Raw genomic sequence first — 23,380 nt, 5'->3', positions numbered from 1 at the left:
AGTTCGCCTTACAGTGGACCTCGACCCACCAACCCCAAGCCGCATAGCGACTGGACCACCAAACGGGTCCCCCTCACAACGACCCGGGCACCAAACCCACCGAAAGCGTTGCCCCCACAGCGGCTCTCACGGCATAGTGAACACTCACAGAGCCTCACGCGGAAACGCCGACGCTACTTACACCACGCCATGGGACGCGACCGCCCACCCGCCGCAGCAGTCTGCGCTGCGCGCGGTCACCGCTGCGATCGCAGCGGACCCGGCGGCCGATCACAGCGTGACTTCGCTTGCGGTGCGCGCCGCCTTGAGCAAGCGGCAACTGACCAGGCTGTTCCAGTCCGAACTGGGGACCACCCCGGCCCGCTACGTCGAAAAGGTGCGCGTTGATGCTGCCCGGGCCGCGCTCGACGCCGGCCACTCGGTCGCCGACTCGGCCGGCCGGGCGGGATTCGGCAGCGCCGAAACCCTGCGGCGGGTGTTCATCGACCGTTTCGGTGTCTCACCGAAGGCCTACCGGGACCGGTTCCGCACTACCGCCCGCAGTTGACGGAGCTCCGCGGGGCTGACTAGTCCTCCTTGCTGATCAGCTTGCCCAGCGCCGCCCGGTCCGGCGCCAGCAGTTCGTCGATGCGCGGCTGGTTCACGTCGGCGACGATGATCTCGCCGACCTCCTGGTGGACGCTGCTGAACATGCCGTGTGCCTTCATCTTCTCGGTCTGATACAGGTTGTCCTGGGTGGGCGTGACATAGTGCACCGCCGCAGCCTTGAAGCGGTGGATCAGCCACAGGTGGGTCAGGTCCATCAGCCGCTTCTGCCGAAACTTCTCGGCGAAGGTGTTCTGGTCGCGCACTGTCAGGATGCTGCGCCCGTGCCGGTCCTTGATCGGGTCGACGACCACGTTGGCGAGCTTCTCGTCGTCGTCGCCGTAGATCCCCAGCTCCAGCACATCGGAGCCGGGCCGGGTCGGCCGCAGTTGCACGCGCAGTCGCTCCCCGAGCTGATAGTGCTCGGCCCACAACGCCAGCCATTCCTCGAGCAGCTTCTTGGGAACCTCGGTCTGCACCAGGTGCTGATGCTGGGTGGAGCCTGCGCCCATCGCCTTGGTGGTGGCGGTGCGGCCCGACGAGGCGGCCAGCGCGGCGTCGCTACGCGGTCCCCCGACCAGGGTCTGCGGGGTCCGGTAGGGCGACTCCACCAGCCGCATCTTGCGCTGCAGCCGGGCCAGCGCCAACATGCCGTCCTGCAGCAGGGTCGCCGCGAACTCCTCGGAGGCCACCCCGTCGACCTGGTGGCCGCCGTAGGTGATGAAGTTGAAGACGAACCCCATTTTGCCGAGTTCAGCTGGGAAAGCCCGCATCTGCTCGTCGGTCATGCCGGTGGTGTCCCAGTTGAACGAGGGGGACAGGTTGTAGGCGAGCATCTGGTCGGGATACACGGCGTGGATCGCCTCGGCGAACTCGCGGGCGTCGTCGAGATCGGCGGTCTTGGTCTCCATCCACAACAAGTCGGCGAAGGGGGCGGCGGCCAGCGACTTGGCGATCGCGTAGGGAATGCCGCCGCGCACCTGGAAGTAGCCTTCGGGAGTCTTGGCCCGTTCGCAGTCCCAGCCCGGGTCGGCATGGAGTTCGGTTGCCTTCTGTCGCGCGGTGTAAAGCGGTGCCCGGGCGGCGAATTCCCGCCACTGCGCGGCGCTCATGTCTTTCGGTTCGCCTTCACGTTCGGCGAACTCGAGCATCTCGGCGACGGCGTCCCCGAACGTCATCAGCCCGGCGTCGTTCTGCCACGCCTCGACGAACTTCGATTCGATCTCGTCGTAGATGCCGTCCACGGATTGCCCATTGCCGCGCCGGCTCTCGGCCGCCGCCGTGATCAGCGCGGTGATGCCGTTGCGTTCCAGCCAGGCGTCGGCGGCGGTGTACTCGCCCTCGGGCAGGGCGTAGAGCAGATGGCCGTTGATCTCGGTGATCCCGGCGTTGTAGAACTGGCGCGTCATCGCCAGGAAACAGGCCTTGTAGGACGGGATCTTCAAGTTGGTGGTGCCCAGGATGAACGGCTGGTCGCGTTCGTCGGCGCGGCTCTCGACCAGGTTGGCCGCCTCGGCGTCGGTGCGCGCGACGATGATACCGGGGACGCCCATCAGGTCCAACTGGAAGCGGGCGGTGTTCAGCCGCTTGATCTGCTCGTCGGAGGGCACCAACACCTTGCCCCCCTGGTGGCCGCACTTCTTGGTGCCGGGACGCTGATCCTCGATGTGGTAGCCGGGCACGCCGGCCTCCACGAAACGCCGGATCAGGTTGCGTACGTGAGGATCACCGCCGTGACCGGTGTCCGCGTCGGCGATGATGAACGGCCGGTAGTCCACGGCGGGGGTGGCGGCGCGTTGCTCCTCGGTCATCTGCAGGCGCAGGTAGTGCTGGTTGCGGTCGGCGGTGAGCAGGGCACGCACCAGCCCGGCCGCCTCATCGGGCACCTGGCTGAGCGGGTAGCTGGCCAGGTCGGGCCCCGGATCCTCGGTGATGGACCCCTTGGCTGAGGTGGCCCACCCGCCCAGGTAGATGCCCTCGATGCCCACCCGCTTCATCACCACCGCCTGACCCGGCGAATACGGGCCGAACGTGGTGATGCTCTTCTTGGCGGCGAACAGCTCACGCAGCCGGGCGTAGAACGCCGTCGCTGCTTCGCGCGCCACGATGTAGTCCGAAGGGATGGTGCCGCGCTGCTCGACCACCTGGCGGGCGCTGTAGAGGCGGGTGATGCCTTCGAAGCGCGGGCTGTCGAAGTAGTGCTGTGTCGCCGCGACGTCGGCTTCGATGTCTCGTTGGACCGGTGCGCTCGTCGCCGCGTTCGTCTCGATCGTCGTCATGGAATTACGCTCCTGTTCGCCGGGGTCATGCGGCGGTCCCAGCTTCGCCTCTCCTTCGTCGAGCCTCGTGAACCGCCGGGTTGTTGCGGCGGTCCCAGCTTCGCCTCTCCTTCGTCGAGCCTCGTGAACCGCCGGGTTCCGCGTGCCGCTCCCACGTATTGTGCCGCCGCTCGCTGAGCGATAGCGCAGTTTTGCCATACATCTTGGCCACGCCGCGGGCGGCGTCGCGGAAGTTGCCTGAAGCCGGTGGATTCGGCGGCTTTCGCGGCTATGGTGATCTGTTATGACGGCCCGGTCAGGCCGCTGGGGCACTCCATGGGGTCAGCCGCCGCAGCGCATCGCTTCGGTGGTCCGACCGGTGGGCCGCTGGGGGGCGCGGCGGATGAGTCGGCGCTTCGCCGGCGTCGGCGTACAGATCCCGGCCGCCCGGCTGCGCGAGATGATGGCCGGCGCGCCGCCGGCGTCGGCGGAGTCGATCGACTACACCTTCGCGCTCGCCGCGACGGCGATCCAACGCGAGCAGCGACTGGCCCGGGCACGGCGCAACCGCCGGCGCCTCGTTCAGTTGCTGATCATCGCCGGGTTGACGCTGGCCGCGTTGAACCTGCTGATCTGCATGGGCTACCTCTTCGTCAGCCTGGCGCTGCACGAACCGGCGATGTGAATCCGTCGGCCGAGTTTCTCCGGTGAGCTGAGCCCGGAGCTTCGGCAGCGGCGCGATGCTCAGACCAGCCGCCCGCGTGCGGTACTGTAGCGACCGTCGCAATGACGGAACCCGGGTTCCGCGTCGGTGAGAGCACCGCTGCCCGGCCGGATCGGACTGTCCTGCGTCGGAGTGACCCAGACCAACGTGGGGGAGGTGCGCACCCGGTGTATCGAGTGTTGAAGCGGTTCTGGATTCCACTACTGCTGGTGGTCGTCGTGGCACTGGGCGGGTACGCGATCACGCGGATTCGCGGCTCCCTGGGACACCACGGTCCCAATCTGGCGGAGGGCTCCGCGATCACCGAGAACTTCAATCCGAAGCACATCACCTACGAGGTCACCGGGACGGGCGGCACCGCCAGCCTGAATTACCTCGACGAGAACGGCCAACCCAATCTCATCGAGAACGCCTCGCTGCCTTGGTCATTCACCATCGTGACGACGCTGCCGTCGATGTCGGCCAACATCATGGCGCAGGGCGATCGCCAGGTCAGCGGGCTGCGGTGCCGAGTGACCGTCGATGACGTGGTGCGCGATGACCGCGCCAGCACCGACACCGTCAAACCGTTCATCTACTGCCTGGTGAAGTCGGTATGAGCACCGAGCGTATGAGCACTGCCGGCACGACGCCGCATCGCCCGTTCCTCGGCCGGATGGTTCGGGTCTTCTCGCTGCCGATCGTCTTGGCGTGGGTGTTCCTCGCGGTCGTCCTGGGCATGTTCGTCCCCTCGCTGGGGGAGGTCGCGGCGACCCGGTCGGTGCCGCTCAGTCCGCTGAACGCACCGTCGTATCAGGCGATGCTCAATATCGGCAAGGTGTTCGAACAGTACGACTCGGACTCCACCGCGATGGTGGTGCTGGAGGGCGAGGACCACCTCGGCGACGCCGCGCACCAGTTCTACGACGAGATCATCGCCAAACTCGAGGCGGACCGCGAGCACGTCCAGAACGTTCAGGACTTCTGGGGTGACCCGCTGACCGCGGCCGGCGCGCAGAGTGTGGACGGCAAGTCCGCCTATGTGCAGATCTTCCTCAACGGCTCGCAGGGCACCAGCGAAAGCCACGAATCGGTGGCGGCCGTGCGTGACATCGTCGCCTCGCTGACGCCGCCGCCGGGCATCACCGCCCATGTCGCGGGCAACACGGTGCTCAATGCCGACACCAGCGTGGCCGGTCATCAGAGCATGGCCACGATGGAGCTGGTGTCGGTGGCCATCATCATCATGATGCTGCTGACCATCTACCGCTCCGTGGTGACGATGCTGGTGTCGATGGTGGTCATCGGGTTGGGGCTGTTTGCCGCGATGGGCGTCACGGCCGCCGCCGGCAATCTCAACATCATCGGTCTGACGCCGTATGCGGTGAGCATGGTGACCATGCTGTCGCTGGCCGCCATAACGGACTACGTGATCTTCCTGTGGGGCCGCTACCAAGAGGAGAGGTCGAAAGGCCTTGAGCCCGAAGCGTCGTTCTATATCGCCTACAGCGGGGTCTCGCACGTCATCCTGGGTTCCGGACTCACCATCGTCGGCGCATTGCTGTGCCTCAACATGACCACGCTGCCCTACTTCCAGACCATGGGCCTGCCCTGCGCGATCGCGCTGCTGGTGGTCATCGCCGCGGCATTGACCCTGGCGCCGGCGGTGCTCACGGTGGCGTCGCGATTCGGGCTGCTCGACGCCAGGCAGAATCTGTCGACGCGGGGCTGGCGCAAAGTCGGAACCAGCACGGTCCGCTGGCCCATCCCGATCGTCTTGCTGACGGGCATGGTCGCCGTGGTGGGTTTCGTCAGCCTGCTGACCTATGAGCCTCAGTACAACGACCAGAATTTCACGCCGCCCGACATGCCCGCCAACCTGGCCATGGATGTCGCGGATCGCCACTTCTCCCAGGCCCGGATGAATCCCGAACTGTTGATGCTCGAGGCCGATCACGACCTGCGCACTCCCTCGGACATGTTGGTGATCGAGAAGGTCGCCAAGAACGTCTTCCGGATGCGGGGCATCGATCGGGTGCAGACCATCACCCGGCCGTTGGGCGCGCCGATCGAGCACAGCTCCATCCCGTTCCTGCTCGGCGCGCAGAACGCCGGCACGCTGCAGGCCGCGAAGTTCAACAACGACAATTCGGCACAGCTGCTCGAGCAGGCCGACGAGATGGCCAAGACCGCCGCCAGCCTGGAACGCATGTACACGATCATGAAGGAGACCAGCGAAACCACCCACAGCATGGCGGGCAGGACGCACGAGATGGCCGATACCACAGATCAATTGCGCGATCGACTGGCCGAGTTCGACGACTTCTGGCGACCCATGCGCAACTACTTCTACTGGGAGCCGCACTGTTTCGACATCCCGATCTGCTGGTCGCTGCGGTCGATCTTCGATTCCCTGGACGGGGTCGATCAACTCGCCCAACAGATACAGGGTCTGACCATCGACATCGACCGCCTGGACGAGTTGATGCCGCAGATGCTGCCGGTGCTGAGGGAGAACATCGAGTCGATGAACCGGATGCGCGACATGATGATCGCGACCCACAGCACCATGGCCGGCACCCAGGCCCAGCAACAAGAACTGGCCAAGGGCGCCACCGAGATCGGCCTGTATTTCGATCAGGCCAAGAACGACGATTTCTTCTACCTGCCGCCGGACGTGTTCGACAACCCCGACTTCCAGCGGGGTATCAAGATGTTCATGTCGCCGGATCGCAAGGCGGTTCGGATGATCATCACCCACCAGGGCGACCCGGCTTCGGTGCAGGGCATCGCACACGTCCGGGATCTCAAAGACGTCGTGGCGGACGCCCTCAAGGGCACTCCGCTGGCCAGCGCGAAGGTCTCGCTCGCCGGCACCGCGTCGCTCTACTCGGACATGCAGGACGGCGTCACCATCGACTTGATGGTCGCCCTCATCGCGTCACTGATCCTGATCTTCGCGATCATGCTGATCATCACCCGCAGCGTGGTGGCCGCCCTGGTGATCGTCGGCACGGTGGCCGCATCGCTGGGCATCGCGTGTGGCTTGTCGGTGCTGTTCTGGCAGGACATCCTGGGTTTGGGAGTGCAGTGGATCGTGCTGCCGCTGTCGATGGTGATCCTGTTGGCAGTGGGCTCGGACTACAACCTGCTGTTGGTCTCGCGCCTCAAAGAGGAGATCCCCGCCGGACTCAACACCGGCATCATCCGTGGCGTGGGCGCCACCGGGCGGGTCGTCACCGCCGCCGGGTTGGTGTTCGCCTTCACCATGATGGCGATGCTGGTCAGCGATCTGCGTGTCGTCGGTCAACTGGGTATGACGATCGGTATCGGCCTGGTCATCGACACGTTGATGGTGCGGGCTTTCATGACGCCGTCGATCGCTGCGGCGCTGGGCCGTTGGTTCTGGTGGCCGCTGGACACCTACAAGATCACCGGCCACCGCGGTAGGTGATCGTGGACGCTGGTGATGAGTCGCCGGTCGCTGGTCGGGGACGTCGGAGGGACGCGAGATCCAAACTGCGCCAACGCACTGACGGTCGGTTGGATCGCTCGCGTGATTCCGCGATTCTCGACGCCGCGCTGGCCGCGTTGACCGAGCACGGTTACAACGGCACGAACATGAACGACGTCGCCACCCGTGCCGGGGTGGGCAAGGCCGCAATCTACCGCCGCTGGTCGTCGAAGGCCGCGTTGATCACCGATGCGCTGTTGTACTGGCGGCCGGACCTTATCGACGACGACGCCCCCGACACCGGCAGCCTGGCCGGTGACTTCGACGCGCTGGTTGAACGTGTGGCGCGCAACGACAGCGAGCGGATCCCCAACGATCTGGTGCTGCGGGTGGCGATGGAGGCGATGCATGATCCCCACCTGAGCTCGGCGCTCGACGACCTGATGCTGCTGAAGGGCAGGCGCATGGTGACCGCCATCCTGCAACAGGCGACGACACGCGGTGAGCTCCCGCCCGACCGGGATTGGTCGCTGATCGCCGACGCCTTGACCGGCATGGGCCTGATGCGGGCCATCAACGGTCAGAGCGTCGACGCGACGTTCATCCGGAGCGTCATCGACACGCTGATCCTGCCGGCCGTCTGCGCTGCCGACACCGGACCACCGGAGCCTGCGGCGCAGCATCGATCGCGGCAACGGCATCCTCGGGTGGGCAAGCCGGACAATGGGAAGCGGCCCGACGCCGACCCCTAGACTGCGGGGCATGCATCCCCCGCAGCACCCGGCGGCACCCAAGGGCCTGGTTCAGATCGAGGAGTGCCTGGATGCCGACGGCGGTATCGTCTTGCCGCCCGACGACACCCTGATCTCGCTGATCGACCGCAACATCGCCAATGTCGGTGACGCGGTGGCGTTCCGCTATCTCGACTACGCCGGCCCGGACGAGGGCCGCGCGGTAGAACTGACCTGGGCGCAGTTCGGGCGGCGGCTACGCGCGGTCGCGGCCCGGCTACAGCAGGTCACCGCGCGCGGTGACCGGGTGGCGATCCTGGCACCCCAGGGGCTCGAGTACGTCGTCGGGTTCTACGCGGCGGTCAAGTGCGCAACCGTCGCGGTGCCGCTGTTCGCCCCCGAACTGCCGGGCCACGCCGAACGCCTCGACACCGCGTTGCGCGACTCCGCCCCGTCGGTGGTCCTGACCACGGCAGCGGTACGGCCCATCGTCGAGGACTTCCTCCGCGGGCTCTCGCAGCCGCTGCCGCCGCGGGTCGTCGTCATCGACGAGATCCCGGATTCGGCCGCCGCAGCATTCGTGCCGGTGGAGATCGATATCGACGGTGTGTCGCATCTGCAGTACACCTCCGGCGCCACCCGGCCGCCGGTGGGCGTGCAGGTGACCCACCGTTCGGTGGGAACCAACCTGCTGCAGATGATCCTGTCGATCGACATGCTGGACCGAAACACGCACGGGCTCAGCTGGTTACCGCTCTACCATGACATGGGTCTGTCGATGATCGGGTTTCCCGCGGTCTACGGCGGGCACTCCACGCTGATCTCACCGACCGCGTTCATCCGCCGGCCGCAACGCTGGATCAACGCCCTGTCGGACGCCTCACGGCGCGGCCGGGTGGTCACCGCGGCGCCGAACTTCGCCTACGAACTCACCGCCCAACGTGGCCTGCCGGCGCCGGAGGCCGGTGTCGACCTGTCGAACGTGGTGATGATCATCGGATCTGAACCGGTGAGCATGTCGGCGATCACCGCCTTCAACGAGGCGTTCGCCCGCTTCGGGCTGCCGCGCACCGCGATCAAGCCCTCCTACGGTATCGCCGAGGCCACCCTGTTCGTGGCGACGATCGACCCCGACGCCGAGGCGAGTGTGCTACATCTGGGGCGCGAGCAACTCGGTGCGGGCCGCGCGGTGCCGGTGGCCGCCGACGCCCCGGATGCGGTGACTCGGGTGTCATGCGGCAGGGTCGCCCGCAGCCTGTGGGCGGTCATCGTCGACGCCGGCACCGGTGAGGAACTACCCGACGGTCATGTCGGCGAGATCTGGCTGCACGGCGACAATGTCACCGCCGGCTATTGGCGCCGACCGGAGGAGACCCGGCGAGTCTTCGGCGCGCGGCTGCAGCGCCAGTTGGAGGGCAGTCACGCCGAGCGTGCGCCCATCGACGGCAGCTGGTTGCGCACCGGCGATCTCGGGTTCTATCGCAACGGCGAACTGTATGTGACCGGCCGGACGGTGGACCTGATGACCATCGACGGTCGCGGCCACTACGCCCACGATGTCGAGGCCACGGTGGCGCAGGCCTCACCGATGGTGCGCACCGGGTACGCGGTGGCGTTCACCGCCGCTCCCGCCGACCGGTTGGTGATCGTCGCCGAGCGCGCCACCGGGACCGGCCGCAAGGATCCGGGGCCGGCGGTCGCGGCGATCCGCGCGGAGGTGTCACGGGTGCACGGGTTGGCCGCCGCCGACGTCGTGTTCGTCCCGGCGGGGGCGATCCCGCGCACCACCAGCGGCAAACTCGGACGTACGGCGTGTCGCGAGCAGTATCTCGCGGGCGCGCTGGCCTGACGCCGGCCCTGGCGCGTCATCGCCGGCACCGCACAGCGGGCGCACAGCGCGGACATGCGGGACACCAAAAACTGCTAATTAGCCTCCTTAGAGACTCGTCGGCCGTTCGTCGGCCAGGATATAAGGGGAGGCAATGGATTTCGGAGCCCTGCCGCCGGAGATCAACTCGGCGCGGATCTACGCCGGTGCGGGGCCGGGTTCGTTGCTGGCCGCCGCCACAGCCTGGCAGGAGCTGGCCACCGAACTGAACTCGGCAGCCGCGTCCTACGGTTCGGTGATCGCCGGCCTGACCACCGGGTCGTGGGCTGGGCCGTCGTCGGTGGCCATGGCGGCTGCGGCCGGCCCCTACATCACCTGGCTCAACGCCACCGGAGCGCAGGCTCAGCAGGCCGCGGCCCAGGTGTCGGCGGCGGTGGCGGCCTACGAAACCGCGTTCGCCGCCACGGTTCCGCCGCCACTCATCACGGCGAACCGCAGTCTGCAGGCGACGCTGACGGCGACGAACATCCTGGGGCAGAACACCGCGGCGATCGCCACTACCGAAGCGGACTACCTGGAGATGTGGGCTCAGGACACGGCGGCGATGTACGGCTATGCCGGGGCGTCGGCGCTGGCCACCCGCGTCAGTCCGTTCACCTCACCGCCGCAGACCACCGACCCGTCCGGCCAGATCACCCAGTCCTACTCGGTCGCGCAGTCCGCGGCGGCCACCACCGGAACCGACACCGAGGCTTTGATGTCGCAAGGGCCGCAGCTGATCTCGGCAACCCCGACGGCACTGCAGGGGTTGGCGGCGCCGGCGACTGAGACGCCCTCGAATGCGTCGTCGGCCTCGCTGTCCGGCCTCACCTCGCTGACCATGCCGTTGCGGATGGCGATGATGCCGATGACCATGCTGATGCGGATGCTCATGACCGGCACCAACGGCGCCAAGGGGGCTGCGGCCGGTGCGGCGGCACCGATTGCAGCGTCAGGGGCACTCACCGCCGGCAGCGGTACGGTGACGCTGACCGGCCTCACGACCGGGCAAGCGGCAACGGCCGGGCTGGGGCGGGGCGCCTCGATCGGCGCGCTGTCGGTGCCGCCCGGCTGGACCGGTGTGGGTGCGGCGACCGGCCCGACCGCCGCGGGCTTGCCTCTCACCGGTTCGGTGGCGGGACCGGCGGGACCCCCGGCAGCGGTGCCGCCGATGGTCCCGGTCGGCAACCTGGCCGGGCGCGGGGGTATCGGCGCGACGGCCACCCAGTACGACTTTCGGCCTACGGTGATCCCGCGGTCACCGGCGGCCGGGTAGCCGCCGAGCCTGGCGCGGCCGTCGAAACGCCGGGAGTACCCGCGGCATGCGGCGGTGGTACCCGTAGCGGCCACCAGAACCAGCGGCCGAGCAGCGCCGCGATCGACGGGGTCAGAAACGATCGCACGATCAAGGTGTCGAACAGCAGCCCCAGTCCGATCGTGCTGCCCGCCTGGCCGATCGAGTACAGGTCGCTGACCGCCATCGACATCATGGTGAACGCGAACACCAGGCCTGCCGCGGTGACCACCGACCCGGTTCCGCCGATGGAGCGGATGATCCCGGTGTTGATTCCGGCATCGATCTCTTCGGCGAACCGCGAGACCAACAGCAGGTTGTAGTCCGAGCCGACGGCCAGCAGGATGATCACCCCGAACACCGGGGCGATCCAATTCAGCGGCAGCCCGAAGATGTGCTGCCACACCAGCACCGACAGCCCGAACGCCGCGCTCAGCGACAGCAGCACCGTCCCGACGATCACCGCGGCGGCCACCAGCGCCCGGGTGATCAGCAGCATCACGATGAAGATCAGCGTCACCGCGGCCACGCCGACGATCAGAATGTCGTAGGCGGAACCGGACTGGATGTCGTTGTAGACCGCCGCGGTCCCGGTGAGATAGAACGTGGCGCCGGTCAGCGGGGTGCCCTTCACCGCGTCGTGGGCGGCGGCCAGCATCGGCTCCACGACGGAGATGCCCTTCGGGGTGGCCGGATCGGCGTCGTAGGTGACGATGAACCGGGCGGCAGTGCCGTCCGGAGACACGAAGAGCTGCAAGCCCTTCTGGAAATCGGGGTTGTCGAAGGCCTCCGGCGGCAAATAGAAGTAGTCGTCGGCCCTGGAGGCGTCGAAGGCCCGGCCCATCTCCGTGGCGGTGTCGGTCATCCGCGCCATCTGGGTCACCAGGCCGGCGAAGCTGCTGTGCATGCGCAGCAGACTGGCCCGCATGGATTCGGCCACCGCGATCATCGGGGTGAGCTGCTCGACGATCTGCGGGATCACCGCGTCCATGTCGTTGATGTCATCGAGCAGCGGCCGCATCTTCTCGCTGAACTGATCCATGCCGTCGTAGGCGTCGAACACCGACCGCACCGCGTGGCAGACCGGGATGTCGACGCAGTGCTGCTCCCAGTAGAAGTAGTTGCGCACCGGCCGGGCCACATCGTCGAAATCAGCGATGTGGTCGCGGATCTCGTCGACGGTCGAGGTGATGTCGGCCATGTCGGTATGCATCCGGCCGGTGGTATCGCCCATCCGCATGACCAACTCGCGCAGCCGGTTCATCGAGTCGATGGTGGCGCCGAGGTCGTCGCTCATGGTGAGCATGTCGGCGAGCCGCTCATTCATGAACTGCAGGTTCTGCTGGATCGGCACGGCGCCCATGCTGACCTGGAACGGTATCGACGTGTGGTCGATGGGGCTGCCCAGCGGCCGGGTGATGCTCTGGACGCGTTCCACCCCGCGGGTGCGGAAGATGTTCTTGGCGATCCGGTCCAAGATGATCATGTCGGCCGGGTTGCGCAGGTCGTGATCGGCCTCGACCATCAGCACGTCGGGATTCATCCGCGCGGCGCTGAAATGACGTTCGGCGGCCTCGTAGCCGACGTTGGCCGGCAGATCGGCCGGGATGTAATACCGGTCGTTGTAGCTGATCTTCATGCCCGGCACCGCGAGCATCCCGACCAGGGTGACCAGCAACGCGGCCACGAACACCGGCCCGGGCCAGCGGACGTTCGCGGTGCCGATCCGGCGCCAGCCGCGCCCCTCGACCCGCTTGGGGTCGAGCAGCGGGGCGGCAACCGCCACGACTGCCGGAGCGACGGTCAGCGCACCGGCGATCACCACCAGCAGGCCCAGCGCCGAGGGGATGCCCAGTGCCTTGAAGTAGGAGAGCCGGGCGAAGTGCAGGCACAGCGAGGCGCCGGCGATCGTCAGCCCCGAGCCCAGGATCACGTGCCAGGTGCCGCGGAACATCGAGTACCACGCGGCTTCACGGTCTTCCCCGGCATTGCGGGCCTCGTGGTAGCGGCCGATCAAGAAGATCGCATAGTCGGTGCCGGCCGCGATCGCCAGCGACGACAGCATCGCGACCACGAACGTCGAGAAGCCCAGTAGGCCCGCGTTGCCGAGCAGCGCGACCAGTCCGCGGGCAGTGCCCATCTCGAAGCCGACCATCACCAGTGCCAGCGCCACGGTGGCCGCCGAACGGTAGACCAGCGCCAGCATGATGATGATGACGACGCCGGTGACCCCCATCATCTTGAGCATGGATTTGTCGGCGGCTTCGGTCATATCGGTGGTCAGCGCCGCCTGGCCGGTGACGTAGGCCTTCACCCCGTCCGGCGCCGGCACCGAGGCGACGATTTTGCGCGCCGCGTCGACCGACTCGTTGCCCAGTGTGCTGCCCTGATCCCCGGCAGTGTTGATCTGCGCGTAGGCGGCTTTCCCGTCACTGCTCTGCACGCCGGCGGCGGTGATCGGATCGCCCCACAGATCGGTGATGTGCTGGACGTGTTCGGGATCGGCGGACAGCTTGGCGATCAGCGTGTCGTAGTAGCGGTGCGCCTCCGGGCCGAGTTCGTTCTCACCCTCGATCACCAGCATGACCAGGGAGTCGGAGTCGAATTCGCCGAACTTCGCACCGATGTGCTTCGCGGCGATCAGCGACGGCGCATCCTGCGGGGACATCGTCACCGCGTGCTCGCGCGCCACCGATTCGATGGGCGGCACCAGCACGTTGAGGCCGACCGTCAGCAGCAGCCAGAAGACGATCAGCGGCCAGGCCAGCCGGCGAACCAGGCGCATGTAGCGCGGGCGGGGGTTGCTGTGGCCGCTCATGCCGCTTTGACCAGACAGAAGGTCTGAGCGTGGTGCCCGACGGCGATGTGTTCATCTTTGACGGCGCCGTTGACGGTGATGCGGCAACCGATCCGGTCCCCATCACCCTGGGCCACCAGGTTGCCGATCACGGCGGGGCTCGTCGTGGTGATGGTGTAACGCCACGGCAGCCGGGTGAATGTCGCCTGCACGGGCCGCGTCTGCTCGTCGAGGTAACTGACCCCGCCCGCGGAATCGTGCGGGCCGAAAAGCTCGTAGACAACCTGTTTTTCGTTGATGGAGTCGATGGGCGCCGAGCCGCTGCCGTCCCAGTGGAAGATCTCGTCGGATCCGAACGCGCCGCGCAGGTTGACCACCGCCACGGTTCCGGCGACCGCAGCGGCAGCGATCACCAGTGGCACCCAGGCCCGCTTCGCGATGGTGAACATGGTCGCCATCTTCGGCACCTCCCTCGATTCGACCGACGTGCGCCAATATACCCCTAGGGGTATCTATCGGGTCGCAGCGGTGCCCGGTCGGTCTGCGACCGGCGTTACCGGGTGGGCCGGGGGCGTTGCGCGGCGACCGCCTCGCCCAGCCAGCGCCGCAGGAACCGGCGCAGCTCATCGGGGGAGCGGCCGGGGTCGTTGGGGGCCACGATGAACGACAACATGACGCGTAGGGTGAACTCGACCAACTCGCGCTGGCTCGCTGCGTCGTAGCCGTGTTGCGCCCAATCGACGTCGAACCGGTCGACCATGCGCATTCCCAACGCCAGGGACTCCTCGGACGTCATCTCCCGGTTGAGCGGGGAGGTCGACGACAGCATCGCGCCCAGGTGCGGGGAGCGGGTCACCGCATCGAGGGTGTAGAGCGTGCCCTCGGTGAGCGCGTCGGCGGGGTCATGGATGCCCCGGACGTGGTCGGTGAGTCGGTCGAGGAAGTCGTCGACCGAGGCGATCGCCACGGCGCGCATCAGGGCATCGGCGGTGGGGAAGTAGCGATACACCGTCTGCCGGATGACGCCCAGCGAGCCGGCGACGTCGGCCAGCGACACCGCGGCACCCGTCTCGGCGACCAGATCGACGGCCGCGGCGATGATCCGCCGGCTCGCTTCCTCGTCGCTGTGGGGCGGATTACCGCCCCAGCCACGTCGGCGTGCCATCAGCGACCCCCTTGACAACCGACGGACACCGAACAATCATACGCCAAGACGTTCATTTGTATGGTGATAGTAAGGGTGGCCATGACCGACCTGATCGTGCGCAAGTTGCGGTTCGCATTCGCCGATCATCCCGTGCCGTTCCTGTGGAACGAGGCCAACCCGGCGTTCTCGTCGATGGCCAATGCGGTCTCGCTGCTGGCGATCGGCTTCGAGAAGATGATCGGCGGCATGATCAGCGAGGCCATGCCGCTGATCACCGACCCGGCCGTCGCCGAGGAGGCCGACGCCTTCGTCCGCCAGGAGGGTCAGCACTCGATGGCCCACCGAGGCCACGCCAAGGCGCTGGTCAAGGCCTACCCGGCCCTCAAGGAGACCGTCGACGAGTGCAACGCGATGTTCGACAGGATGACCGCCGAGAAGTCACTGGCCTATCGGCTGGCTTACACCGCCGACCTCGAGGCGACCTTCACCCCGGTCTTCAAGCTGATGCTGGATCACGACGACACGCTGTTCGCCCCCGGGGATGACCGGGTCGCCTCATTGTTCTTGTGGCACTTCGTCGAAGAGGTCGAGCACCGTAGTTCGGCATTGATCATCTACGACCATGTCATCGACGATCCCTGGTACCGGATGCGGATGGCGCCGTCGATCTTCAAGCACGTGATGAGCGTGATCAAGGTGGCCTGCCTGGGATTCAACAAACACGTCCCGTTGGCCGACCGCAAGGTCGACGCGCTGTCATTGTTCAGCACCTATCGGGGAAAACAGGCCTGGCGGCGGCGCATGCCGTTCGGCTGGCCGGCCGATCAAGGGCCGGTGGCCGACGCCTTCAAGCATCTGCCCAAAGGGGAGATGCTCACTGCGGTGACCGGTATCGTGCGTAGTCAGCTGCCCAATCACAAACCGGCGCACGAGAAGATCCCCGTCCTGGCCGAGAAGTGGTTCGCCCGCTACGCCGACGGCTACGACGTGACCAAGTGGTACACCGCCGAGGAGAAGAGCGCCTGATGTCTGATCTGTGTGCCCCGACTTTCGAGCGGCTCGCCGAATCGCTGGGCTTCTCCTGCGCGGAGGCCGGCGGGCTCGTCGAGTTCCGCAATCCGCTGCAGCTGGAGAACTGGACGCTGCCGGTCCTGGAGATCACCGTCATCGTCGGGGCGGTGCTGGCACTGGTCTACGCCATCAACCGGTTCCGGCGCCACGGGGATGCCACCAACCTGACGCTGTGGTTCGGCGCGATCGCCTACCTGCTGATCATCGAGCCCCCGCTGTACTTCCCGGCGGCGTTCGGGATCGCCGAGCATGTCGATACCATGTTCGCGCACAACGTGTTCAGCGTCGATTTCCTGTGGGGACGGCTGCCGCTGTACATCATCGCCATCTATCCGATGATGGCGACCGTCGCGTTCGAGATCGTCCGAATCCTGGGGGTCTTCCGCCGCTACGGCGTCGTCGTCGGCGCCGTGTGCGTGGGCTTCGTCCACCACGCCTTCTACGAGATCTTCGACCACCTCGGCCCGCAGCTGCGCTGGTGGGAGTGGTCGGTGGACAACCCGCTGAATCAGCCGATGTTCGCCTCGGTCCCGATGGGCAGCGTGGTGGTCTTCGCGGCGCTGTGGCCGGCGTCGTTGGCGTTCTGCGTGCAATTGCTGGTGGGGCGCCACGTCGACGAGGGCAGGCGATTCAGCGGGCTGCAGGTGCTGCTGCGCACCGTGGTCGTCGGGCTGTTGGCATCGTTGGGAACCGGCATCCTGCCGCTGCCGGCAACACTGCTGGGAGCCGCCACCGATGGCAGGCTGCTGGGCATCGCTTATGCCGCAGAGCTTCTGGTCATCGTCGCGGTCGCCGTTCCGGTGCTCGTGGCACAGTGGCGGCGGCTGCGGCTGAACCTGATCATCGACGGCCGCCACGACAACCCGTTGATGGTGCGCTACGCCGCGGTATATCTGTCGGTCATGACGGTGCTGTGGCTGACGGCGCTGCCGGCCTACCTCGACGCCGTGGGTGGCGTCACCGCCAACGGCGACCCGGTGGGAAGCCTCTGGTACACGATCGGCTGCTTCACGGTGGCCTACCTGTGTGTCGCGGCCGCGGCGACGGTCCCGCCGATCCTGCCGGATGCCGTCGAGCGGGCGACGCCGGCGCCCGCCGCGACGGGCTGACTCAGCCCCTAATCACTGGCCCCGCCAGCGCGGCGGCCGCTGCTCGCGCCAGGCCCGCACTCCCTCGGCGACGTCCTCGGTGGCCCCGGCGACCTTGCGCATGGTCTCCCCGAAGCGGACCGCGTCGATCCAGCTCATGCCGTCGCTGCGCCACGCCACCTCCTTGGTGGCCCGCTGAGCCAGCGGAGCGGCTTTGGTCAGGGTGTGCGCCCAGGACCGGGCCGCGTCTTGCAGCTCGTCGGGCTCCACCAGCTTCCACACCAGGCCGATGTCCATGGCGCGTTGCGCGCTCATCGGCTCTCCGGTCAACAACAGCTCCATCGCATTGGCCCAGCCCACCCGCTGCGGCAGCCGGATCGCCCCGACGATGGTGGGGACCCCGAGACGCACCTCCGGAAAGCGGAACACCGCCTCGGTGCTGGCGATCACGAAGTCGCAGAACAGCAATCCGGTCAGACCGTAGCCGACACATGGCCCGTGAACCGCGGCGATGGTCGGCTTGAACAGCTCCATACCGGACTCGAACGAGTTGATGGTGGGCTTCTCCCAGAACGTGCCGGCGAACGTGCCGACCGCGCCCTCGGAATCCCGGAGATCCGCGCCGGCGCAGAACACGTCGCCGGTAGCGGTCAGGGTCCCCACCCAGGCGTCCTCGTCGGCACGGAACGCCTCCCAGGCGGCGTTGAGATCGGTGCGCATCGCGCCGTTGATGGCGTTGCGGGCCTCAGGGCGGTTCAGGGTGATGGTCGCGACATGGTCTTCGCACTCATAGGTGACCAGCTTCATGGCGCCCCTCCTCGTCGTCGCTACGCTCCGCATCGTCGTGGCGCGGGCTCATGGCGTCACCGTACCGTCGGAGAGGTGCGCTGGATCGTCGACGCGATGAACGTGATCGGTTCCCGCCCGGACGGCTGGTGGAAGGACCGTGGTGCGGCGATGGTCCGGTTGACCCGCCAGCTCGAACAGTGGGCGACGGCGGAGAACCAGCGCGTCACGGTGGTGTTCGAGAAGCCGCCCTCGCCGCCGATCAGCTCCGAGGTCGTGGGGATCGCCGCAGCGCCGCGGGCCGGCGCCGACTCCGCTGACGACGAGATCGTCCGGCTGGTTAGGGCCGACGACTGCCCGCACGACATCATCGTGGTGACCTCCGATCTCGGGTTGGCGCAGCGGGTCACCGAGGCGGGCGCGGCCAGCCTCCCGGCATCGCGGTTCCGCGACCTGCTCGAGGAGACATGATGGGACCACGCCTGTTTCGGCCCCGCCAGCCGCTGGCCGAGAGCGTCGAGTACTTCGGGTATTGGGACCGCCGAACGGGCGGTGCCCACCAGAGCCGAGCCCTGCCGCGCGGGGCGGCGACCATCGTCATCGACGTCGGTGACCGGCCGGAGGTGGATTTCTTCGCCACCGATGGGCGCACCCGGTTGCCGGTTCCGCCGGCGTTTCTCATCGGTGCCGGCACCGCCTCATACGTGACGCAGATCGATGCGCCTCAGACGGTCGTCACGGTTCATTTCCGGGCCGGTGGCGCGCTACCGTTCCTGGGGACGGCGTTGGGGGACCTGACCGATGCCTGCGTCGGCATCGGTGAGCTGTGGGGCCACGAGGCGATAGCGCTGCGTGAGCGGTTGGCTGATGCCCCGTCCGCTGCGGCTCGGGTCAGCCTGGTCGAAACGTTTCTGTTGAACCGGATGCGGGTAGAAGGGTTTTCTGTCGACCCTGGTGTGGCCGCGGTGCTGGCATGCGCCGAACACAACCCGTCGATGCGGGTCGCGGACGCCGTTGCGCTGACCGGTTTGTCACACAGACGGCTGATCACCTTGTTTCGGGACCAGCTGGGCCTGAGACCCAAGGCCTACCTGCGGGTGCGGCGGCTACAGGCTGCGCTCAGGCGCCTTCACATGGGCCCGGTGAGCGGCGCGGCGATAGCGGCCGAGCTCGGCTACTTCGATCAGGCCCATTTTGTGCGGGAGTTCCGGGCCTTCACCGAGACAACCCCCGCCGAGTACCAGCGGCGTCGTTCGTGGTTACCCGGGCATGTCGACTTCGTCGACAGCGACAAAAATATCCAAGACGGCCGTCGCCGTCATCCCAGATGATGGGGTCATGTACCGCACCCGAGAGGCCGTGGCGAGCACCGGAATCCTGGTGGCCGCGATCCGCGCCAGGGAATCCGCCCGCCAGGACGCCCTGTTCCAGGATCCGCTCGCCGACGGGCTTGCGGGGGAGCAGGGTCGGCGGATGCTGGCGGCGGCCATCGCGGACGCCGGCGATCAGTCGACCTGGGCGATCGTGGTCCGCACCCGGTTCTGGGACGAGGCCCTGCTGCGGGCGGGGATCAGGCAGGTTGTCATCCTGGCCGCCGGCATGGACGCCCGGGCCTACCGGCTGCCCTGGCCGGAGCTGACCACCGTCTACGAGGTGGACCAACCGGCGGTGATCGCCGCCAAAGCCGACCTGCTCGCCGACGATCGGCCGCGCTGCCGGCGTGTGCCGATCGGTATCGACCTGGCCGACGACTGGCCCAGCGCCCTGCAAGCCGCCGGCTTCGACGCGCACGCTCCCAGCGTCTGGCTTATCGAGGGGCTGCTGCAGTATCTCGACGAAGCGGCGGTAGCGACTCTGTTCGAGCGTGTGGATGCGCTGTCGTCGCCCGGATCGATGCTGCTCTACGACGTCGTCGGTAAGACATTGCTGGAAGCGCCGTCGATGGCGCCGTTGCTGCAAGCCATGGCGCAGCAGGGCTCGCCGTGGCTTTTCGGTACCGACGAGCCCGGACAGCTGGCCGAACGTCTCGGTTGGTCGGCCACCGTGACCGACGTGGCGGAACCGGGCATGCGCTGGAATCGCTGGCAGGCCTCCGAGGGCCCCGACCTGCCGCGCGGCTATTTCGTTGCAGCGCAGTGTTAGACGGTGGCGCCGGCCGCGCTGGCTCCGGCGCGACGGCCGGCGAATACGCAGTCGGCGATCGACAGTCCGCTGACATAGGAGCGTGAGGCGACATCGATCGCGGTGCGACCGGCGCTGTAGAGCCCGGGTATCGGCGTGCCGTCGGCGTCGATGACCGCGCCGGTGTCCTCGGCGACGCGCACCCCGCCCAGCGTCAGCATCGGGGTGGGCAGCAAGACGTTTGGCCGCACCGAGATGTCCAGCAGGGTGAAAGGGGCGCGGTCGATGCGGCGGCGAAATTCGGTCGGCTTTCCGGCCGGATCCTCCGTCGCGGAGTCGATCGCGTCGTTGTGCGCGGCGACGGTGGCCCGCAGGCCCTCGGGGTCGATCCCGGCGGCTCGGGCGGCGTCCGCCAGCGTCTTGCCGCGCGCCGCGCCGGTCAACATCAACGCCGCGGCCTGGGCGCGCTGGAACCACAGCGTCTGGGTGAGCAGTTGGCGCCGGGCCTCGGCCATGAGGGTGGCGTCGGCCAGAATCCAGCCTTTGCTGCCATGGTTTTTCACCAAGGCCTGCCCCAGCGCCGCGCCGTAGCGGGTCTCGTCGATCACCCGACTGCCCTTCTCGTCGACGACGATCGAGGAGATGAACGCGCTGGGCGGGGTGATGAACCGCCACGCCGAGACATTGTCCATCCGGTCCGGCACGCCGCCGACGCTGGCCGCCAGCGCGATGCCGCTGCCGTCGTCGCCGCTGGTGCCCAACGGAAGTCCGCCGTTGAATTCCGGGGCGTAGCGCTTACGCCATTCGGTGTTGGCGATGAAACCGCCGGCGCAGATGACCACCCCGCGGCGCGCGGTGATCTCGATGGGCCGGGCATAGCGCTGCTCCAATTTCTTGAGGCGACGGTCCATCGCGGCACGCAGCGGCGGGTAGTAGACACCGGGTTTCGAGGAGATGGCGGCCAGCCTGGCATAGCGGCGCTGGATGCGCCGGGGCGCCTGGCCCATCGTCATGGCCCGCACGCCGGTCACCCGTCCCGACGGGTCCTGCGTCAGCTCGGTGACGGTGGTGTGCGGGCGGAAGTCCACGCCGAGCCGGCGGGCGGATTCGGCCAGCGGCGCATAGATCTGCTTCCCGGAGGTGCCTTTGCCGTACGCGCGGTGGCCGCGCTGCACCGGCGGGGTCGCCGCACGGGAGACGCCCGCGTTCTCGCTGCCGGAGTGATACAGGTAGTAGCGATTGTTCGGGAACGACGTCTTGTAGGGGCACAGGCCCGGATTGAACGGGACCCCGTGGCGCTGCAACCAGTCGATCATCTCCGGGCTGGTGTCGACGAAGCGCTGTAGCGTTTCCGGGCTGACCGCGTCGCCGACTTCCAGGCGCAGGTAGTCCAGCATCTGCTCGGCGCTGTCGTCGACGCCGGCGGCCTGTTGGACCGACGTCCCGCCTCCGGCGTAGATGATGCCCCCGGAGATGGCGGTGGCGCCACCGCCGTTGGCCCGGTCCACCGCGATGACCTCGGCGCCGTGTTCGCGGGCGGTGATCGCGGCGGAGGTGCCGGCCGCGCCGAATCCGACGATGACGACGTCGGTCGTCACACTGGTGGTGGTCACGCGCTGTCCCCTCGATGGCATGAGCTGGTCGGCCATCAATGTAACAGTCCATAGTCACTTCCAAATGAGGGTGACCAGCGTGTATAGATGTGCATCCAGTTGCGAAGGGAACGTGTTCTAGTCATCGCGGAAACGTTCGGCTCGCCGCCTTGCGCCGTTTCGGCCGGTTCAAAGGCCAAGATGATCGGTATGGCTGTTCGGTTTCTGCGCGTTATCGCCGTGTTCGTCCTCGCTCTGACGGTGGCGGGAACGGTACCTGCCGGTGCGGCGCCGGGAGCGGATCCCGCCGCGGTGGCCGCCGATCTGGTCGCCGCCGACCAGGCGCTGCGTAACCCGTCCGCGCCCGAGCAGGTACTCGCTGCCGCGGCCCGCCGCCAGCAGGTCGCCTACCGCACCCTCGGCGCACATCCGGAGTGGGACGCCATCGTCCGCCCGCAGATCCCAGCCGCCCTGCTGGAGGTCTACGACCGCAACATCGATGCCCGCCGGCAACTCATGGCACTCACCGAGCCCAAATCCACCATGCCGCCGTGGCGCGTTGTGCCACCGGTACCGGCCAACGAGCTGATGGCCGCCTACCGTGCCGCCGAGGCCGCCTCCGGTGTGCCATGGAATTACCTGGCCGCGATCAACTTCGTCGAGACCGGCTTCGGCCGCATCAACGGCGTCAGCGATGACGCTGCGCAGGGCCCGATGCAATTCCTGCCCTCGACGTTCGCCGCCTACGGCAACGGCGGCGACATCAACTCGCCGCGCGATGCCATCATGGCAGCCGGAAGGCTGCTGGCCGCCAACGGGTTTGCCACCAATCGGGACAAAGCGATCTGGGGCTACAACCATTCCGACCACTACGTGCGGGCAGTCAACGACTATGCCGCTGTCATCGGCGGCGATCCGGCCGGGTTCGCGAGTTACTACCGCTGGGACACCTACTACCGCACCACGGCCGGTGATCTGCTGCTGCCGGTCGGCTACGTTTCGACGACGCGGATTCCGGTCGAGCAGTACCTGGCCGCGCACCCGCAGTAACGCCTCAGCCCTGCCGGGCCCGCGCGGCCACCGGCGCACCCGCGCCGATTCCATGGGTCTGTGGCTCAGCGCGCCTTGAGGATCTTGATCGCGAAGACCAGGGTGTCGCCCGGCAGGATGCCCGCAGCCGGCTGGCCCTCGGGGTAGCCGTCGGCGGGAACCATCGCGACCGCCACCGTCGACCCGACCTGCTGGCCGGCGATCGCCTTCTGGAAACCCGGTACAACGCGGTCGAGCCCGAATTCCACCGGCTCGCCGCGTTCATAGCTGCTGTCGAAGACGGAACCATCACGTCCGTTGACGCCCATGTAGCAGACCGAGACGGTCGCGGTGTCCGCCACAACCGGTCCGTCGCCGGCCTTGAGGGTCTGCACCTGCGTCTGGGTCACCTTGAACGGCGCCTCCACAGCGACCCGCGGTGCGGCGGTGTCGGTGGAGCCGGTCACCGCGACACTGCCGGTCGCGCCGGGCAGCGTCCAATCGGCGGCGCCGTCGTCAGCCGGGGCCGACGACGGGCACGCCGACGGCGTCTGGTTGGCCGGCGGCACGAACAGATCGGTGACCGTCGAGGTGCGTTCCGATGAGGTATTGGTGTCGGAGCCGCCGCACGCGGTGAGCGTCATTCCCAAGCAGAGGACACCGGCGGCGAGGACATAGGGCGCACGAAAAGAATTCACCTGCGCAACGCTACAGCCCGGCTCGGCCGCACACCGGCAGTCAGCTGCCGAAAGCACGTTCGCGGCCCGGTGTACCGGACCTAGTGTCCTGAGTCATTAATTCGTCGGCAGTAGTTGGCGATGGATTCCAGGATTTGGTCGGCGGTTTTGGTCCAGACG

General features: G+C 67.6%; 18 protein-coding genes and 2 pseudogenes. 13 read left to right on the top strand and 7 right to left on the bottom strand.

Annotated features, from left to right (window positions below):
* Positions 1–208 precede the first annotated feature (208 nt).
* Positions 209–547, top strand: a pseudogene (locus BST10_RS20545) (helix-turn-helix domain-containing protein); the annotation flags it as partial.
* Positions 548–566: 19 nt separating this feature from the next.
* Here BST10_RS20545 and aceA read toward each other — a convergent pair.
* Positions 567–2,864, bottom strand: a complete 2,298-nt coding sequence (gene aceA / locus BST10_RS20540; RefSeq protein ID WP_083040336.1) for an isocitrate lyase ICL2 — start codon at positions 2,862–2,864, stop codon at positions 567–569.
* Between the two features lie 283 nt (positions 2,865–3,147).
* Between aceA and BST10_RS20535 the strand changes: the two genes are divergently transcribed.
* From BST10_RS20535 to BST10_RS20510, 6 genes and pseudogenes are all read left to right on the top strand, one after another.
* Entirely contained in the window at positions 3,148–3,528 is a 381-nt protein-coding gene (locus tag BST10_RS20535) for a hypothetical protein (RefSeq protein WP_235673596.1), read from the top strand.
* 206 nt (positions 3,529–3,734) lie between these two features.
* Positions 3,735–4,166, top strand: coding sequence for an MmpS family transport accessory protein (locus BST10_RS20530; RefSeq protein WP_083040334.1), 432 nt, complete (start codon positions 3,735–3,737; stop codon positions 4,164–4,166).
* Positions 4,167–4,177: 11 nt separating this feature from the next.
* Positions 4,178–7,000 carry an MMPL/RND family transporter gene (locus tag BST10_RS20525; protein ID WP_083040346.1) on the top strand — a complete coding sequence of 941 codons (2,823 nt, stop codon included), beginning with the start codon at positions 4,178–4,180 and terminating at the stop codon, positions 6,998–7,000.
* A gap of 2 nt (positions 7,001–7,002) precedes the next feature.
* Positions 7,003–7,650 (top strand): annotated as a pseudogene (locus BST10_RS20520) (TetR/AcrR family transcriptional regulator); the annotation flags it as partial.
* Positions 7,651–7,762: 112 nt separating this feature from the next.
* Complete coding sequence (locus BST10_RS20515; protein WP_083040332.1) at positions 7,763–9,580, top strand: fatty acyl-AMP ligase; 1,818 nt, start codon at positions 7,763–7,765, stop codon at positions 9,578–9,580.
* Positions 9,581–9,713: 133 nt separating this feature from the next.
* Positions 9,714–10,874 carry a PPE family protein gene (locus BST10_RS20510; protein ID WP_083040331.1) on the top strand — a complete coding sequence of 387 codons (1,161 nt, stop codon included), beginning with the start codon at positions 9,714–9,716 and terminating at the stop codon, positions 10,872–10,874.
* Here the strand turns inward: BST10_RS20510 and BST10_RS20505 are convergent.
* From BST10_RS20505 to BST10_RS20495, 3 genes are all read right to left on the bottom strand, one after another.
* On the bottom strand, positions 10,840–13,710 hold the full coding sequence (locus BST10_RS20505; RefSeq protein WP_083040330.1) for an MMPL/RND family transporter: 2,871 nt from the start codon (positions 13,708–13,710) through the stop codon (positions 10,840–10,842). The genes BST10_RS20510 and BST10_RS20505 overlap by 35 nt on opposite strands.
* Complete coding sequence (locus BST10_RS20500) at positions 13,707–14,138, bottom strand: MmpS family transport accessory protein (protein WP_165757220.1); 432 nt, start codon at positions 14,136–14,138, stop codon at positions 13,707–13,709. The genes BST10_RS20505 and BST10_RS20500 overlap by 4 nt, the downstream gene beginning before the upstream one ends.
* 104 nt (positions 14,139–14,242) lie before the next feature.
* The gene (locus BST10_RS20495; RefSeq protein WP_083040329.1) at positions 14,243–14,854 is read right to left on the bottom strand and encodes a TetR/AcrR family transcriptional regulator; all 612 of its coding nucleotides are present in this window, start codon (positions 14,852–14,854) and stop codon (positions 14,243–14,245) included.
* Between the two features lie 81 nt (positions 14,855–14,935).
* Here BST10_RS20495 and BST10_RS20490 point away from each other — a divergent pair, with 81 nt between their 5' ends.
* Positions 14,936–15,862: a metal-dependent hydrolase gene (locus BST10_RS20490; protein ID WP_041317876.1), complete on the top strand. Its 927-nt coding sequence runs from the start codon at positions 14,936–14,938 to the stop codon at positions 15,860–15,862.
* Entirely contained in the window at positions 15,862–17,016 is a 1,155-nt protein-coding gene (locus BST10_RS20485) for a hypothetical protein (protein WP_013828947.1), read from the top strand. Before BST10_RS20490 ends, BST10_RS20485 begins: the two co-directional genes overlap by 1 nt.
* A gap of 12 nt (positions 17,017–17,028) precedes the next feature.
* On the opposite strand, the gene BST10_RS20480 is transcribed toward BST10_RS20485, so the two are convergent.
* Positions 17,029–17,802 carry an enoyl-CoA hydratase/isomerase family protein gene (locus BST10_RS20480; RefSeq protein WP_083040327.1) on the bottom strand — a complete coding sequence of 258 codons (774 nt, stop codon included), beginning with the start codon at positions 17,800–17,802 and terminating at the stop codon, positions 17,029–17,031.
* Positions 17,803–17,877: 75 nt separating this feature from the next.
* On the opposite strand from BST10_RS20480, the gene BST10_RS20475 reads away from it, so the two are divergent.
* The 3 genes from BST10_RS20475 to BST10_RS20465 are packed head-to-tail and all read left to right on the top strand — an operon-like array spanning position 17,878 to position 19,923.
* Positions 17,878–18,252 carry an NYN domain-containing protein gene (locus BST10_RS20475; protein ID WP_083040325.1) on the top strand — a complete coding sequence of 125 codons (375 nt, stop codon included), beginning with the start codon at positions 17,878–17,880 and terminating at the stop codon, positions 18,250–18,252.
* Positions 18,249–19,112, top strand: a complete 864-nt coding sequence (locus BST10_RS20470; RefSeq protein ID WP_083040322.1) for a helix-turn-helix domain-containing protein — start codon at positions 18,249–18,251, stop codon at positions 19,110–19,112. The genes BST10_RS20475 and BST10_RS20470 overlap by 4 nt, the downstream gene beginning before the upstream one ends.
* 7 nt (positions 19,113–19,119) lie before the next feature.
* Positions 19,120–19,923 (top strand): SAM-dependent methyltransferase, encoded by an 804-nt coding sequence (locus BST10_RS20465; RefSeq protein WP_083040320.1) that lies wholly within the window; start codon positions 19,120–19,122, stop codon positions 19,921–19,923.
* Here the strand turns inward: BST10_RS20465 and BST10_RS20460 are convergent.
* Entirely contained in the window at positions 19,920–21,536 is a 1,617-nt protein-coding gene (locus tag BST10_RS20460; RefSeq protein WP_083040340.1) for an FAD-binding protein, read from the bottom strand. The two genes, BST10_RS20465 and BST10_RS20460, sit on opposite strands and share 4 nt — an antisense overlap.
* Positions 21,537–21,704: 168 nt before the next feature.
* Here BST10_RS20460 and BST10_RS20455 point away from each other — a divergent pair, with 168 nt between their 5' ends.
* A complete protein-coding gene (locus BST10_RS20455) occupies positions 21,705–22,544 on the top strand; it encodes a lytic transglycosylase domain-containing protein (protein WP_083040338.1) in 840 nt (279 codons plus the stop codon).
* Positions 22,545–22,609: 65 nt separating this feature from the next.
* Here the strand turns inward: BST10_RS20455 and BST10_RS20450 are convergent, their stop codons facing one another.
* The gene (locus tag BST10_RS20450; RefSeq protein WP_013828954.1) at positions 22,610–23,167 is read right to left on the bottom strand and encodes an FKBP-type peptidyl-prolyl cis-trans isomerase; all 558 of its coding nucleotides are present in this window, start codon (positions 23,165–23,167) and stop codon (positions 22,610–22,612) included.
* Positions 23,168–23,380 lie beyond the last annotated feature (213 nt).

Origin of the sequence: Mycolicibacter algericus DSM 45454, from assembly GCF_002086455.1 — a bacterium.
GTDB classification, from domain to species: Bacteria; Actinomycetota; Actinomycetes; order Mycobacteriales; family Mycobacteriaceae; genus Mycobacterium; species Mycobacterium algericum.
Note: the sequence above shows the minus strand (reverse complement) of the source record. Positions and strands in the feature narration are given on the sequence as shown.

Coding starts and splice junctions, on each gene's coding strand:
- BST10_RS20535 (WP_235673596.1), top strand. CDS start 3,148: ATGACGGCCCGGTCAGGCCGCTGGGGCACTCCATGGGGTCAGCCGCCG.
- BST10_RS20525 (WP_083040346.1), top strand. CDS start 4,178: ATGAGCACTGCCGGCACGACGCCGCATCGCCCGTTCCTCGGCCGGATG.
- BST10_RS20495 (WP_083040329.1), bottom strand. CDS start 14,854: ATGGCACGCCGACGTGGCTGGGGCGGTAATCCGCCCCACAGCGACGAG.
- aceA (WP_083040336.1), bottom strand. CDS start 2,864: ATGACGACGATCGAGACGAACGCGGCGACGAGCGCACCGGTCCAACGA.
- BST10_RS20505 (WP_083040330.1), bottom strand. CDS start 13,710: ATGAGCGGCCACAGCAACCCCCGCCCGCGCTACATGCGCCTGGTTCGC.
- BST10_RS20480 (WP_083040327.1), bottom strand. CDS start 17,802: ATGAAGCTGGTCACCTATGAGTGCGAAGACCATGTCGCGACCATCACC.
- BST10_RS20510 (WP_083040331.1), top strand. CDS start 9,714: ATGGATTTCGGAGCCCTGCCGCCGGAGATCAACTCGGCGCGGATCTAC.
- BST10_RS20500 (WP_165757220.1), bottom strand. CDS start 14,138: ATGTTCACCATCGCGAAGCGGGCCTGGGTGCCACTGGTGATCGCTGCC.
- BST10_RS20460 (WP_083040340.1), bottom strand. CDS start 21,536: ATGCCATCGAGGGGACAGCGCGTGACCACCACCAGTGTGACGACCGAC.
- BST10_RS20515 (WP_083040332.1), top strand. CDS start 7,763: ATGCATCCCCCGCAGCACCCGGCGGCACCCAAGGGCCTGGTTCAGATC.
- BST10_RS20485 (WP_013828947.1), top strand. CDS start 15,862: ATGTCTGATCTGTGTGCCCCGACTTTCGAGCGGCTCGCCGAATCGCTG.
- BST10_RS20455 (WP_083040338.1), top strand. CDS start 21,705: ATGGCTGTTCGGTTTCTGCGCGTTATCGCCGTGTTCGTCCTCGCTCTG.
- BST10_RS20465 (WP_083040320.1), top strand. CDS start 19,120: ATGTACCGCACCCGAGAGGCCGTGGCGAGCACCGGAATCCTGGTGGCC.
- BST10_RS20470 (WP_083040322.1), top strand. CDS start 18,249: ATGATGGGACCACGCCTGTTTCGGCCCCGCCAGCCGCTGGCCGAGAGC.
- BST10_RS20490 (WP_041317876.1), top strand. CDS start 14,936: ATGACCGACCTGATCGTGCGCAAGTTGCGGTTCGCATTCGCCGATCAT.
- BST10_RS20450 (WP_013828954.1), bottom strand. CDS start 23,167: ATGACGCTCACCGCGTGCGGCGGCTCCGACACCAATACCTCATCGGAA.